We start from the raw sequence: 13,823 nt of genomic DNA, 5'->3' as shown, positions 1-13,823 counted from the left end.
TCTCCCTTCAAATTTTCTTATTTACTATATTACACTAATTCCGATGGGTCAAGTGTGAATTATTCCAACTGATGATTCAAGGTAAAAAAACCTTATATTATCCCTTTTTTGTCCTTTTCTTTCCCTTCCATCTTTAGTACCTTATATAAGGGTGATAATATTTGCTGAAAGAACTGTTTGTAAACTTGACGATTTTAATCACATTTAATTATCTCTTCACCCACCTGTTTAAAGAAAGGTTAGTACATAAAAAAGACAGCATATCCTTCCAAGCTGTTAAAGGACTGGCCTGCGGTTTGCTCGGGGTTATTCTGATGGTTTTTGGATTTACCTATCATAATTCAATCATTGATCTTCGAAATATCCCTATTATGATCGCCGCTCTTTATGGAGGCTGGGTTTCAACGGCAATGGCCTTGGTTATGATTGCCGCAGGCCGCATGCTGATCACGGTCAACACATCTGCAATATACTCGGTTATTACAATTTGTATTGCTGCCATCCCGTCACTCATTGTTTCTAAAAGAAAAAAAATTCAATTTAAACATGCTTTCTATCTTTTAATGATCACAAATAGTCTGATCTCCTTTTCCTTTTATTTTCTTATAGATTTATATTCATATGAACTTTACTTATATTTTTGGATCATCTCAATAGCGGGCGGCATGCTCAGTTTATATATTATTGATCATGAAACAAATGCACATCTTCTTTTTAAACAATATAAGTTTCAGGCGCACTTTGACTTTTTAACGGGCATCTATAACCGAAGAAAGTTTGAAGAAATCACACAAGCTCTGTATCAACAGGCGGCTAATACCCCGCAATTTCAATTCGCACTAATTTATATAGATATTGACCATTTTAAAACCATCAATGATCAATACGGCCATCATGAAGGAGATCAGGTACTGAAAGAGCTGGGTTCACGCCTGAAGCAGAGCATCCGAAATACTGATCCTGCCGCACGGATTGGCGGTGAAGAACTTGCCGTGCTCCTGCCGAACTGTACGCTTGATAAAGCTGCCAAGATCGCGGAAAGGATCAGATGTGCTGTCAGTGACGCACCAATTAAATTAACAAATGGTGAGGAGCTGTCAGTGACAATATCACTAGGGGCTGCTCATTATCCCAATAATACGGAGCATCCAGAGTCTTTGCCGATTCTTGCCGATCAAATGCTGTACAAAGCCAAAGAAATGGGACGAAACAAAGTATGTTTTTCAGAAAAAAAAGAATGAATTCAATGTTCGAATTCATTCTTCCAATCTGAAAGACGTTTCAAAGGCAGAAAAGCCGGTACAAGGTCCCCCTGATACTCTTTTTCTATAAATGCTGCTGTATCATCAGCTTGATAGAGCTCAAGAATGGTTTGCAGTGCTTCCCGATCTTGATCCTCCGCTCTGACAACAATCAAATTCATCTCTTCCTTAGACATCAGTCCGCCGCTCTTTATGGTATGTTTTTTCGGATCAAGTCCCGCTTTTTTTGCTTCAGACGGCCTCATGACAAACACGTCGGCACTGCTGACTGCATCCTGTTGCCTGGCAGCTTTTAATTTCAAGTGTCTCGGATTTTCTTTAATCATATCGACTGAACCTGTCCCGTTAAATCCATTTTTCAACGTTAGCAAACCCGCCTGCTGAAGCACCGTAAGCGCCCTGCCAAAATCGAACGCTTTATCCGGAACAGAAACGACAGCTCCGTGCGGTATATCTTGGATTCGGTCATATCGTTTTGAATAAATGCCCATAGGCGTTATGTATGTTGTACCGAGCGGTGCCAGCTTAAGTTTGTATTTTTGAATGAATGACTGAAAATATGAAATGGTTTGAAAGGCGTTGGCATCAATTTCTTTGTTAGCAAGCGCGATATCAGACTCCGCATAATCAAAAAAAAGTACCAGCTGAATATCCAGCCCTGCTTCTTCAGCTTTTTGAGCAATATAGTTCCATATTGCCTCGTCAGACTCAGCAATTCCGATTTTTAATGTTTCATGTTCTGCTGACGGTGAGCATGCAGTAAATGAAACGAGAAGAACAACAACGAAACTGCATATAAGCCACTTTTTCATTGTGACCATACTCCTATCTATGTATTAGAGCATGCAAGCAATATCAGACATAAAAATCATACGCTCTCTTAGTTGATAAACGTTGTCATTTGTAATATTGATTAACTTTTACCTTACTCATATCCAATAAGGTTGTCAATTCCTATACATTGTCTTCTCGAAAAGAAGGAATATCTAAGGCAAACGTATGATCACATATCGAGAAAACAGATGAATTTCCGTAAATAAATATCAAATTGAAAAATAAATATGGTATTTTCCGAAAAAAATTTCATTTAGCAGTTGTTTTTTCCGAAGATTACTGGTAGAGTAAAGGTAATTATTTTTGTTCGAACTATCTTTAAGAAGAAAGTTTTGTAAGAGTTTTCGTCTTGAAAGTTTGTTAAGAGCAAGAATAGTGAATTTAAGCGTTATGATCGCTTTAGGAGGAAATTTCATGTTAGAAGGTAAAGTAAAATGGTTCAACTCTGAAAAAGGTTTCGGATTCATCGAAGTAGAAGGTCAAGACGATGTATTCGTTCATTTCTCTGCTATTCAAGGCGAAGGCTTCAAAACTTTAGAAGAAGGCCAAGCTGTTTCTTTTGAAATCGTTGAAGGAAACCGCGGACCACAAGCTGCTAACGTTACTAAAGAAGCGTAAGCATAAATTGATATGAAAAACTGCAGGTGCAAACCTGCAGTTTTTATTTCGATAAAAAAGCTGTTTTGCTTAAGCAAAACAGCTTTTTTTCATCAGTTCGCAATATCCCGTTTCATGAAGATTCCGAAAGCAAGCAGCAGGAAGACAACAAAATAAACTGCCAGCATGACAACGGAGAAAGTCATGGTCATCCCTTCCACTAACGGTGTCCCCTCTACATATTGCAGCAAATTCACATTGGCAAATAAAATATACTTGGCCCATTCAAATTTCGCTGCAATAAATGCAGTGGCTGTAGTGCCGGCTACCAACAAAAAGATGGAAAATCCTACTGCAAGAGAGCTGTTTCTAAATACAGCGGACAGCATAAATGCCATCGTCGCCACCATTAAAGCCGCGACGGATTCAGAAAGATACGTTGAAGCCAAATGTCCCATCATGTTTTGCTCAATGACATGGCCATCCTTATAGATTAAATGAATATTCGCGGCAGTGTCACCGCCTGTCCCGAAAAAGATCAGCCCCAGCAAAGTAGAACCCATAAATAAAACAAACAGCAATAAGAAACCAAACACGAGAACTGTAATATATTTGGAGAGCAAAATCTGAAAACGGCTAAGCGGCCGGATCATTAATAGCTTAATGGTTCCCCAATTAAATTCGTTCGCGACAATTCCGGCTGCGATAATAATGGTAAACAGTCCGGTAAGGATTGTAAAACCAGCTGAATCGGTTACATAAGACCACACAGTATAGCCTGTGTCACCGGGGATGTTATGCTCTATCCGATAGTTGTTAAGGGTGATTGTTTCTTCATATTCACCTTTCAGTGAAGGATTTTCTTTGATTTCTTTCTTCAGTACGGCGTTTTCCGCTTGGAGTTCTTGTTTCCAATGGGGATTTGAATCACCAGCAGAAAAATGATTCGCCAGAAATGCATATCCAACCATTGTTAATCCCAGAATCCCGATCATCACCCATGTTCCGGCACGGCTGAAAATTTTGATCCATTCATTGTAAATCAAATTAAACATGTTGAACCTCCTCTTTTGCTTCACCTGTTATTTCTAAGAAACGGTCCTCTAATGATTTTGTCATTACTTTGACTTCATAAATGCGGATTTGCTGCATCACCAGCAATTCAATGGCCGCAGGGACTTCTCCTTTAGCCAGTTTGACTTCTACACCATTTGTCTTCTTCACCAAATTGTACTCCTTCAAAACAGAAGCGGCTTCATTCGGCTGCGCAACTTGAAAGAAATATGTATCGTTCTCATCAGTGATTTCATCTCTCACATTTTGAATATCAATAAGCTTTCCTTTTTGCAAAATCGCAATTCGATCACACATTAACTCCATTTCTGACAACAGGTGGCTTGAAACGATGACAGCCATTCCTTTTTCCCGTGTCAGCTTCTTTAGATGATCCCTGATTTCCCTGATCCCTGCCGGATCAAGGCCGTTTGTCGGTTCATCCAAAATCAGCACTTTCGGATCATGAAGAAGACATTGTGCCAAGCCAAGACGCTGTCTCATCCCAAGAGAATACGTTTTCACCTTGTCATGGATTCTGTCTGTTAAACCGACCAGTTCTACGACTTCATCTATTTTTTCCTTTGTGACGCCCTTGACCATTCTTGCGTATTGCTGGAGATTTTTATATCCGCTCAAAAATTTATACAGCTCTGGATTCTCTACTATAGCCCCAATATGTTTAATCGCCTTGGCATAATCTTTCGTAATTGATTGGCCGCAAATAAGCACATCACCTTTTGACAGCTTCATTAACCCCACCATCATCCGAATGGTTGTCGTTTTCCCTGCGCCGTTCGGTCCCAAAAAACCGAATACTTCGCCTTCACGAATCGAAAAACTCAGATGATCAATGATCGTTCGGCCTCTGATGTTCTTTGTTACATTTTTCAATTCCAAAACTGTTTTCATCGAATTCCTCCTCTAGCAAACTTCCATTTTTGATTTAAACCATTGCAATACAGACATGCCTTCCTGCTCACGAATATCCTCTACATCACGCTGCGCAACTTTTTCGCCATTTGCCAGTATGATTACTTCGTCTAGCAAAGTTTCAATTTCATCAATCTCATGCGTTGCGATCACGACAATCTGCTGCTCAAAGTCAATGTATGACACCAGACTGTTTACGATGGAGTCCCTGACCATCGGATCAAGCCCTGAAAAAGGTTCATCAAGCAAGATGACAGATGCCCGTCTTGCTAAAGCAAGGACGATTTTCAGCCTTCCCCGATTTCCCTTTGATAGCTTTTTGATCTTTTTTTCCGGGTCAAGCTGCATCTCATTCAACAGCTTATAAGCTTGTTCTGTTTGAAAATCGGGAAATTGGGACTCATAAAAATTCACCATATCCTTTACAGTAAAATGCGGATAAAACATGTCAAGCTCTGTAAGATAAGCCGTTTGACGCACCATATCTCTCATAACCGGCTTTTCGTCCGCTTTCACGAATCCTGAAGTCGGAAAGAGAAGGCCAGCCATCATTTTTAAGATCGTTGACTTGCCGCTGCCATTAGGTCCGATCAGTCCATAAATCCGCCCGGATGATAAGGTGATCGACACATCATTGACGGCAATATGGCGGCCGTATTTTTTTGATACGTGTTCTAAGTTGATTTCCATTTTAGCCCCCCTCAGTGAATGTTTTAATCCTTTCTACCATTTCCTCTTTCGTTAGCCCTAGCTCTGTCATTTGTTTCACAAAGCCTTCCAGGACTTCACGTGTCAGCCTGTCCTTCAGCTCATCTACGATTTCTGCTTTCTCTGCAATAAATGTGCCTTGACCTCTTCTTGTCTCCACAATACCCAGCCTTTCCATCTCACTGTATGTTCTTTGAATTGTATTGGGATTTACCTTGGTTTGAATCGCCATTTCTCTAACAGAAGGAAGCTTGTCTCCTGGGAGCAGCTCCTTCCTGACCAGCCGATAAAAGACCTGATCTGCGATCTGCAGATAAATCGGTTTCGAGGATTGAAAGTGATTGTCCATATTCACACCTCTACTTTACGATCAAGCAGTTTTGAAGCCATGATGAGCAGCAAGATCGTGATGATTACAGCAATAGGAAACCCGAGAACAGACAGATGTATCGGTTTTAATTCCAATCTCCAAACGTCGCGGAAGTGAAAATCAAAATTACAATAGACTGTTACAGGCCAGAAATGCTTTTGAGATTCAACCAAAGGGCTTATGATGTATTCATCGAAGTAGAACCACACTGCGACCAACAGCCCCATCGCAGCCCATCGCATTCCGCGCCAATTCCTGAGAGAGTGAAAAACAGTCCAAAACACAATGACTGTTACTGACATATCTAACGAGGAAATAAGCCCGTACATATTCAGCAAAACCACTGTACTTGTTATATCAGTCTGATGCTCAAGGAGATTTTTTACAGTGAACATATGATACATCCAAATACCATAAGCCGTTAATGCCAATTGAATCAGAGATTGATAGAGCAAAGATGCTGCCAATTTAGAAGAAAACAGCCAGAAACCGCCATTTGAATTGTACAGCCAAAGCTGTGATTTCCCTTCTTTGCGAAGATGATAAAACACAAAAACAGGAGATAGGAAAAGCACAAAAAAAGCAACAGCAACAAAGAAACCAAACATGACAAGAGGTTCTTTTGTGCGAGAAGCTATGATATGACCTGTCACTAATAAGAAAATGATTCCGCATATCCATACGAGCAGCCACATTCTTGAAAGCTTTATATCTTTTTTTAACAAACCTAAAAAAGAATCCATGTCTTTACCTCCCGGAAGTCTCTTCGGTGTATGAGTAACATAGTACACTAGATCAAATCCAATTACAACATATTCCATGGATGTAATTGATAAAAAAACATACTTCATACATATAAACAGCAAAAAAGGCAAATCCGCCATAAGTAAACGGATTTGCCTTTTTGATTACTTTTTCTTATTTTTCATGGAGAGCAGCGCATCACGATAGCTGCGGTCCTGCATTTTGTCACTTTCTTCAGTGACCTCTTCTTCTGTCTGATCTTCATCAGAACGCTTAAACTTTTGCAGCGCCTGCCTGTAAATATCATCACCCATTGTCTCACGTTTCTCTTTTGGAGAATCGCTTTTTACAACGGATGGCGTATGCTCAGCAGCCCTTGCTTCAGCAGGGTAATGCGCTTCGTTTTTTTCCTCTTCTGGAGGGGCGATTCTATCGGTTGCTTCTTGCTTCTCGGGTTCAGGTGAGGCGTTGCGGACGTTAAATGTAATAAGGGCCGCAATGACAATGACAGCAGCAATAATTGCTATAATAATGGCCATTTCAACCTCTCCTTACTGTCCTGCTGTTAGGTTTCCTGTGACTTGGCTGACGCGTCTTCCTAAGGCGCGGCCAAGCTGAATACCTTCCTCAGACATTAACTCATCACTGTCAACCGGACAAGTGACGCCTGCTCCGTAATAAGAGCCGTACAGTGCGTTTTCAGGCACATTGCCAGGCAGACCGACAACGATCATGCCTTGGTGGAACATCGGCGTGATCAAGTTGTGCATTGTCATTTCCAAGCCGCCGTGTGTTGTTGCCGTTGTGCAGAAAACAGCGCCGACTTTGTTGATCAGCTCGCCTTCAGCCCACAAGTAGCCAAGTCTGTCGATCCAAGCTTTAAGACCGGAGCTGATGGTCCCGAAATGCCCCGGGCATCCCCAAATAATCGCATCCATATCTTTCAGCTTGCGGATATCTGCTTGATCGACGTGGTCGATTAATACCTCAGCCGCCTCGTTTTCTCTCGCGCCTTCAGCAATCGCTTCTGCAAGAACCTTTGTATGTTCACCTTCACTGTCATACACTACATAAATTTTCATTCAGGAAACCTCCCTGTACAGATTAAGATTCCTTAGCTTCTTTTGGAGCAGGAAGCAATGAAAGCTCCTCTTTTTTCTTCTTACGCAATTTATCTTTTCTGACGTCACGCAGGAAGATACTTAAAATCAAACCTGCTACACAGAATAAGGTTGCCCACATAAAGGCATCATTTATCCCCATGACATTGGAATCAAGGGACGCGTGTTTATAAATATGTGAGTAAACATATGTTTTTGCCGTATCATAAGACACATTCATGTTCACCATTAAATTCGAAACTGCATTTTGGAACGCATGAAGGAAGTTCGGGTCCGCCGTGCTTGTTTTATCTGCAATTTGTGAATAATGGAATGTCGTCCGGTTTGTATAAATCGTCGTAATTAAACTTGTTCCGATTGATCCGCTGATTTGGCGAAGCGTGTTGCTCATCGCCGTTCCGTGGCTGTTCAGACGGGCTGGAAGCTGGTTCATCCCGGCTGTCATGACTGGCATCATTAAGAGAGACATACCAAATGCACGAATTGAATAGATCAGCATGATGTGCGTATATGGTGTATCAATTGTTAATTGCGTGTATTGATATGTTGTTACCACTGTCACGAGAAGCCCGATAATCGCAAGCGGTCTCGGACCGAATTTATCAAACAAAATACCTGAGATCGGTGACATAATCAGCATGACGATCGCACCCGGAAGCAGAAGCAGACCGGATTGAAGCGCCGTAAAGCCGACCAGATTTTGCAGATAGATCGGTAACAGGAACATACCCGTGTAAAGTGCCACTGTAATAATGATATTGATTACACTTGAGAGTGAGAAAATGTCATATTTAAACACCCTGAAATCAAGCATCGGATCATCATGACGCAATTGCTGAACAACGAAAGCAACAATTGCAATGGCTCCGATAATAACTGTAGACAGTACAATCGGGTCGGTCCAGCCATCAGATCCGGCTTCACTGACTCCGTATAATAAGGATGCGAATCCGACAATCGAGAGGATCGCTCCAAGTGTGTCGAGTTTGATTTTTTGCGGCTCCACCATATTTTTAAAGATGAAGAAAGCCACAATAATAACAATTGCGCCGACCGGCACAAGTCCGTAAAACATAATGCGCCATGTATAATGCTCAATAATCCATCCGGAAAGAGTCGGGCCGACCGCTGGAGCAAACATCATCGCAAGCCCGAAAATCCCCATTCCTTTCCCCCTACTTTCAGGCGGGAAGATTAACAGAATGGTTGTCATAACGAGCGGCTGCAAGATACCTCCGCCCACGGCCTGAATCAAACGTCCGATCAGCATTGTAGAGAAGTTCGGCGCGATACCGCAGACTAACGTTCCAAGCGTGAAACAGAACATCGCGACGAGAAAGAGACTCCGTTGGCCGAATCGTGTAATCAGGAAGGCAGATAACGGAATCAATACGCCGTTAACAAGCATGTAACCTGTTGTCAGCCACTGAATCGTCGTTGCACTTACACCAAATTCAGTCATTAAGTGCGGCATTGCAACGTTAAGAAGTGTTTGGTTTAGAATTGCCAAAAATAAACCTGCCATTAGCACAATCAGCAATGACATTGGGCTTTTTGCATTATTTTCTTTGCCTGTAGCCATCTAAGACAACCTCCTTTCATGGTTTGATGACTGATCTGTTTTACTCAGAAATCTTAACAGATGCATTCATACCAGGAAGCACCTTATCAGATGGGTTTTTGATTGAAATTTTAACAGGAATTTTTTGCGTTACTTTTGTGTAGTTTCCGCTAGAATTTGTAGATGGAAGCATATCAAAAGTTGAGTTAGTCGCATAGCCAATTTCTTCTACAGTACCATCAAATGTTGTATCAGGGTCTCCGTCAACTACTACGTCTACACTATTTCCTACTTCAATATCCGCAATATCTGTTTCTTTAATATTTGCAGTGATGTATAGGTTATCCATGTCAATGGTTTGCGCAATTGTTGTACCAGCTTGTACGGTTTGTCCGTTTTTCACTTCGTTTTTCACAATTGTTCCATCCATGATGGATTTTACGTCAACAGTTTGTTCACCTTTGATTTTTGCAACTGTGTCGCCTTTTTTCACTTTTTTTCCTTCTTCAAGATCCCAGTCGGATACTTTACCTGCTGCTGGAGCTGTAATAGCAGCCATATCGCCGGCTACTTTTGCTTCATCAGTTTTTACATAGTTTGTGCTTTGATAATAGTAGTAAGCACCTCCGCCTATAATTGCAAGAACAACAATCAAACCGATAATGTTGGTCAGAATTAAACGTCCTCTGTTCATTTTGTTTTCTCCTTTCGTTTCATCCTCTATCATTTTGTGGAAAACTGGTGAAAATATGTGAGAAGTTTTTAATTACCGCTTTTTTCTGAACAGCCTTCAGCAAGCTTCGTTAGGCTTCCGGCAAGCTTGCGCAAATATTGAAACTGAGATGTGTCGAGCTTCTGATAAAGGCCCGCACCCATTTTTGCATACTGTACAGCGGCTTTTTCTATCAGTTCTTCCCCCTCTTCGGTTAACTGAATCATGACGATACGGCGGTCATCCGGACTGTCATATCGATTCATCAATTGGCGCTTATACAGAATATCTGTCATCCGAGTCACAGAAGCAGGCTTAAGATCAAGCGACATTGCCAGCTTACTTAACGGAGTGCTTCCGCTTTGATGAATTTTAAACATCAGCAAATATTGAAGGACTGTAATATCATAAGGCTCAAGCACAATCTCCAATATCTTCTTCTGCTTTTTATAGATAGCCCGAGACGTATCGAAGAGCTGTTCAAAAGTGAGCAAAGCACGTTCTGATTCAGTCAACTCCTTTTCACCTCATTCCTCAATAATAGTTCACAAGATAAAATATTAATAAATGAAAGAAGATTTGTCAAAGGAAAAACTTCTTTTTTGTCCGTATTTTTTTCGCAACCGTTTTCTTACTATTATTAAATAAAAAAAAGCCCTGAGATGGGCTTTTTTTTACGAAAATTGATGGCTTACGCCTGACTCTTCATTTCTGAAAAAGTTCTTCAGCGCCTGAAAAACATCAGATTTCTGTTTTAAAATATAGTACTTAAATTTCTCGTCTTTCACATTTTTGTATGCAGACATTAACGTTGAATGCCTGTTGTACTGATTGACCTCACCGTAGCAGAAAAGATTTGCTTTCTTCATAATATCATTAACCAGTTTCACACAACGCGCATTGTCAGATGTCAGGTTGTCACCATCAGAAAAATGAAACGGGTAAATGTTATAGCGGGCGGGATTGTACTTTTCGTCAATAAGCTCAAGCGACTTCCGATATACGGAAGAACAGATTGTTCCGCCGCTTTCTCCTTTTGAAAAGAAGTCCTCCTCCGACACGACTCTTGCTTCTGTATGATGGGCAATAAATTCAATTTCCACAGTCTCATATTTCGTCCGCAAAAAACGGGTCATCCAGAAAAAGAAGCTTCTGGCCATGTATTTTTCCCAAACACCCATACTGCCGCTTGTATCCATCATTGCTAATACGACGGCTTTTGATTCGGGCTTTGTTATGTCATTCCACGTCTTATACTTCAGGTCCTCCGGGTAGATCGGATAGAAAGACGGCTTCCCTGACATCGCGTTTCGTTTAAAAGCTGACATCATTGTTCTTTTCTTATCAATATTACCGGTTAACCCTGTTTTACGGATATCATTAAATTCAATATCTGTATGAATGATATTGTCCCGCTCTTTTTGCTGGAGATTCGGAAGTTCTAATTCTTTAAAAAGCGCTTCTTCTAAATCCATTAATGAAACTTCTGCTTCATAATAATCTTCGCCTGCCTGATCACCGGCGCCCTGCCCTTTTCCAGGTCCCTGTTTTTTGTCTGATCCATCCCGGGCTACAACATCTCCAACCTGGCTGTCGCCTTCTCCTTGCCCTACGTGTTTATTTTTATCATAGTTATAACGGATTTTATACTCATCCAGTGAACGGATTGGGATCTTCACTACATCTTTTCCATTAGACATAATAATGCTTTCCTCAGTTACGAGGTCCGGAAGATTGTTTTTGATCGCTTCCTGCACTTTTTTCTGGTGGCGCTGCTGGTCATCGAAGCCTTTGCGATGGAGGGACCAGTTTTCCTCAGAAATCAAAAAATGGCCGCTGTCATTTTGGGACATGAATTCCCCTCCTTAACCATTTGTGGTCGTTATACATACGTATTCCGGCTTGTGCCAGATTATGAAACAAGTCTTTCGAAAAGATTTATATTCATCATATGCACAAAAGTACGGTTAATTGACAAACTATTTAGAAAATGGGACAAAATAACCCGCCCTATTCGGACGGGTCACGTTGCTTATCGGTTCAGCAGGCTGCCGACATATTTCAGCAGCTCATTGGCGCTCGTCGAGTTGTAGCCGTGCTCATCAATTAAACGGGCCACGACTTCATTTACCTTTTTCAGCTGCTGCTCATCCGGCGTTTTTGTTGAAGTCGTAATTTTAACGACATCCTTCAGATCAGCAAACAACTTTTTCTGAATGGCTTCACGCAGTCTTTCATGAGAATTATAATCAAACCGTTTACCTTTTCTCGCATAGGCTGAGATGCGGATTAAGATTTCTTCGCGGAACGCTTTTTTGGCGTTTTCCGAAATGCCGATCTGCTCTTCGATTGATCGCATCAGCTTTTCGTCAGGGTTCATTTCTTCTCCTGTCAAAGGATCACGAAGCTTGTTTTTATTGCAATAGGCCTCTACGTTATCGAGGTAATTGTCCATAAGTGTTTTAGCTGATTCTTCATATGAATACACAAACGCTTTTTGAACTTCCTTTTTCGCAATGTCATCATATTCCTTGCGGGCGGCAGAAATAAAATTCAAATACCGCTCCCTGTCCTCGCTTGAAATAGAAGGATGCTGATCTAGACCCTCTTTTAAAGAGCGAAGAACATCAAGTGAATTAATCGATTCCATATTTTTTCTGATAATCGTTGAAGAAATCCGGTTGATCACGTACCGCGGATCAATGCCGCTCATGCCTTCATCATTATATTCCTTTTTCATATCCTCAACGTCGACAGAATTATAACCTTCCACACTTTCTCCATCATACAATCTCATTTTCTTGACCAGATCAATATCCGACCGCTTCGGTTCTTTTAATCGGGTAAGAATCGAGAACATCGCAGCGACCTTCAACGTATGGGGGGCAATGTGAACATCCGACACATCGCTCTCCGCGATCATTTTTTCATATATTCTCTCTTCCTCAGACACTTTTAAATTATAAGGGACCGGCATCACAATAATTCTCGAGTGCAGGGCTTCATTCTTCTTATTAGAAATAAATGAGCGATACTCCGTTTCATTCGTGTGAGCCACGATCAGCTCATCAGCAGAAATTAACGCAAACCGCCCCGCTTTAAAATTCCCTTCCTGTGTCAATGAAAGCAAATGCCAGAGAAATTTCTCATCACACTTCAGCATCTCCTGAAACTCCATCATCCCGCGGTTCGCTTTATTCAACTCTCCGTCAAACCGGTATGCGCGCGGATCTGATTCTGAACCGTATTCAGCAATTGTTGAGAAATCAATACTCCCTGTCAAATCGGCAATATCCTGAGATTTCGGATCAGACGGGCTGAATGTTCCAATTCCCGTACGCTTATCTTCGGAAAAGAAGATGCGCTCAACCTTCACATCCTCAATTCTTCCTCCGTACTCTTCCTCCAGCCTCATGACATTTAAAGGAGAAAGACTTCCTTCTATTCTAATGCCGTATTCTCTGTAAAAGTCATCACGCAAATGATGGGGAATTAAATGTAGAGGGTCCTCGTGCATCGGGCAGCCTTTAATCGCGTATACAGCTCCATTATCCGTCAGGGTGTACGCTTCGAGACCTTTTTTTAGCATCGTAACCAGCGTGGATTTACCTCCGCTTACAGGTCCCATAAGCAATAGAATCCGCTTTCTGACGTCAAGACGTTTCGCGGCCGGATGAAAATACTCTTCCACAAGACGCTCCAAAGATTCCTCAAGCCCGAACAGCTCCCGGTCAAAAAAGCTGTACTTCTTACGTCCGTCAATCTCCTCTATCCCGCTGTCTTTTATCATATTAAAAACACGAGAATGAGCAGATTGCGCGACCATTGGATTTTCTTTAATAATCTCCAAATAATCGGCGAATGTTCCTTCCCATTTCAGCCGCTGCTCTTCCTCTCTGTACTGTTCAATTTTCTTTAATATATCCAT

Annotated in this window: 15 protein-coding genes; 2 read left to right on the top strand and 13 right to left on the bottom strand. The window is 41.4% G+C overall.

The window, feature by feature from the left end:
• The first annotated feature begins 161 nt into the window (after positions 1-161).
• The gene (gene dgcK / locus AC4CV5_RS05640; RefSeq protein ID WP_490922234.1) at positions 162-1,241 is read left to right on the top strand and encodes a diguanylate cyclase DgcK; all 1,080 of its coding nucleotides are present in this window, start codon (positions 162-164) and stop codon (positions 1,239-1,241) included.
• Between the two features lie 2 nt (positions 1,242-1,243).
• Here the strand turns inward: dgcK and AC4CV5_RS05635 are convergent, their stop codons facing one another.
• Positions 1,244-2,074 carry a MetQ/NlpA family ABC transporter substrate-binding protein gene (locus tag AC4CV5_RS05635; RefSeq protein WP_490922233.1) on the bottom strand — a complete coding sequence of 277 codons (831 nt, stop codon included), beginning with the start codon at positions 2,072-2,074 and terminating at the stop codon, positions 1,244-1,246.
• Positions 2,075-2,510: 436 nt separating this feature from the next.
• On the opposite strand from AC4CV5_RS05635, the gene cspB reads away from it, so the two are divergent.
• A complete protein-coding gene (gene cspB, locus AC4CV5_RS05630; protein ID WP_003224086.1) occupies positions 2,511-2,714 on the top strand; it encodes a cold shock-like protein CspB in 204 nt (67 codons plus the stop codon).
• 92 nt (positions 2,715-2,806) lie between these two features.
• On the opposite strand, the gene AC4CV5_RS05625 is transcribed toward cspB, so the two are convergent.
• The 12 genes from AC4CV5_RS05625 to prkA all read right to left on the bottom strand — a co-directional run bounded on the left by AC4CV5_RS05625 (position 2,807) and on the right by prkA (position 13,823).
• Entirely contained in the window at positions 2,807-3,748 is a 942-nt protein-coding gene (locus AC4CV5_RS05625; protein ID WP_166853822.1) for an ABC transporter permease, read from the bottom strand.
• Positions 3,741-4,658: an ABC transporter ATP-binding protein gene (locus tag AC4CV5_RS05620; protein WP_490922232.1), complete on the bottom strand. Its 918-nt coding sequence runs from the start codon at positions 4,656-4,658 to the stop codon at positions 3,741-3,743. Before AC4CV5_RS05620 ends, AC4CV5_RS05625 begins: the two co-directional genes overlap by 8 nt.
• A gap of 12 nt (positions 4,659-4,670) precedes the next feature.
• The gene (locus AC4CV5_RS05615; RefSeq protein WP_166853824.1) at positions 4,671-5,369 is read right to left on the bottom strand and encodes an ABC transporter ATP-binding protein; all 699 of its coding nucleotides are present in this window, start codon (positions 5,367-5,369) and stop codon (positions 4,671-4,673) included.
• A gap of 1 nt (position 5,370) precedes the next feature.
• Positions 5,371-5,736: a GntR family transcriptional regulator gene (locus AC4CV5_RS05610; RefSeq protein WP_166853825.1), complete on the bottom strand. Its 366-nt coding sequence runs from the start codon at positions 5,734-5,736 to the stop codon at positions 5,371-5,373.
• Positions 5,737-5,738: 2 nt separating this feature from the next.
• Positions 5,739-6,500, bottom strand: a complete 762-nt coding sequence (locus AC4CV5_RS05605; RefSeq protein WP_166853826.1) for a hypothetical protein — start codon at positions 6,498-6,500, stop codon at positions 5,739-5,741.
• Between the two features lie 165 nt (positions 6,501-6,665).
• Positions 6,666-7,040 (bottom strand): hypothetical protein, encoded by a 375-nt coding sequence (locus tag AC4CV5_RS05600; protein WP_490922231.1) that lies wholly within the window; start codon positions 7,038-7,040, stop codon positions 6,666-6,668.
• Positions 7,041-7,052: 12 nt separating this feature from the next.
• Entirely contained in the window at positions 7,053-7,583 is a 531-nt protein-coding gene (locus AC4CV5_RS05595) for an NAD(P)H-dependent oxidoreductase (protein WP_014113147.1), read from the bottom strand.
• Positions 7,584-7,605: 22 nt separating this feature from the next.
• A complete protein-coding gene (locus AC4CV5_RS05590; RefSeq protein WP_490922230.1) occupies positions 7,606-9,204 on the bottom strand; it encodes an MFS transporter in 1,599 nt (532 codons plus the stop codon).
• Positions 9,205-9,244: 40 nt separating this feature from the next.
• Positions 9,245-9,910: a biotin/lipoyl-containing protein gene (locus AC4CV5_RS05585; protein WP_166853830.1), complete on the bottom strand. Its 666-nt coding sequence runs from the start codon at positions 9,908-9,910 to the stop codon at positions 9,245-9,247.
• A gap of 35 nt (positions 9,911-9,945) precedes the next feature.
• Positions 9,946-10,410 (bottom strand): MarR family transcriptional regulator, encoded by a 465-nt coding sequence (locus AC4CV5_RS05580; protein WP_166853831.1) that lies wholly within the window; start codon positions 10,408-10,410, stop codon positions 9,946-9,948.
• A 159-nt stretch (positions 10,411-10,569) separates the two neighbouring features.
• Positions 10,570-11,748, bottom strand: coding sequence for a sporulation protein YhbH (yhbH, locus tag AC4CV5_RS05575; RefSeq protein ID WP_003224054.1), 1,179 nt, complete (start codon positions 11,746-11,748; stop codon positions 10,570-10,572).
• 179 nt (positions 11,749-11,927) lie between these two features.
• Positions 11,928-13,823 carry a serine/threonine protein kinase PrkA gene (gene prkA, locus AC4CV5_RS05570; protein ID WP_003224051.1) on the bottom strand — a complete coding sequence of 632 codons (1,896 nt, stop codon included), beginning with the start codon at positions 13,821-13,823 and terminating at the stop codon, positions 11,928-11,930.

The sequence above is a fragment of the Bacillus sp. NS1 genome (genome assembly GCF_058248265.1).
Note: the sequence above shows the minus strand (reverse complement) of the source record. Positions and strands in the feature narration are given on the sequence as shown.

Coding starts and splice junctions, on each gene's coding strand:
- prkA (WP_003224051.1), bottom strand. CDS start 13,823: ATGGATATATTAAAGAAAATTGAACAGTACAGAGAGGAAGAGCAGCGG.
- AC4CV5_RS05610 (WP_166853825.1), bottom strand. CDS start 5,736: ATGGACAATCACTTTCAATCCTCGAAACCGATTTATCTGCAGATCGCA.
- AC4CV5_RS05615 (WP_166853824.1), bottom strand. CDS start 5,369: ATGGAAATCAACTTAGAACACGTATCAAAAAAATACGGCCGCCATATT.
- AC4CV5_RS05605 (WP_166853826.1), bottom strand. CDS start 6,500: ATGGATTCTTTTTTAGGTTTGTTAAAAAAAGATATAAAGCTTTCAAGA.
- AC4CV5_RS05590 (WP_490922230.1), bottom strand. CDS start 9,204: ATGGCTACAGGCAAAGAAAATAATGCAAAAAGCCCAATGTCATTGCTG.
- AC4CV5_RS05625 (WP_166853822.1), bottom strand. CDS start 3,748: ATGTTTAATTTGATTTACAATGAATGGATCAAAATTTTCAGCCGTGCC.
- AC4CV5_RS05585 (WP_166853830.1), bottom strand. CDS start 9,910: ATGATAGAGGATGAAACGAAAGGAGAAAACAAAATGAACAGAGGACGT.
- AC4CV5_RS05620 (WP_490922232.1), bottom strand. CDS start 4,658: ATGAAAACAGTTTTGGAATTGAAAAATGTAACAAAGAACATCAGAGGC.
- cspB (WP_003224086.1), top strand. CDS start 2,511: ATGTTAGAAGGTAAAGTAAAATGGTTCAACTCTGAAAAAGGTTTCGGA.
- AC4CV5_RS05635 (WP_490922233.1), bottom strand. CDS start 2,074: ATGAAAAAGTGGCTTATATGCAGTTTCGTTGTTGTTCTTCTCGTTTCA.
- AC4CV5_RS05600 (WP_490922231.1), bottom strand. CDS start 7,040: ATGGCCATTATTATAGCAATTATTGCTGCTGTCATTGTCATTGCGGCC.
- AC4CV5_RS05595 (WP_014113147.1), bottom strand. CDS start 7,583: ATGAAAATTTATGTAGTGTATGACAGTGAAGGTGAACATACAAAGGTT.
- yhbH (WP_003224054.1), bottom strand. CDS start 11,748: ATGTCCCAAAATGACAGCGGCCATTTTTTGATTTCTGAGGAAAACTGG.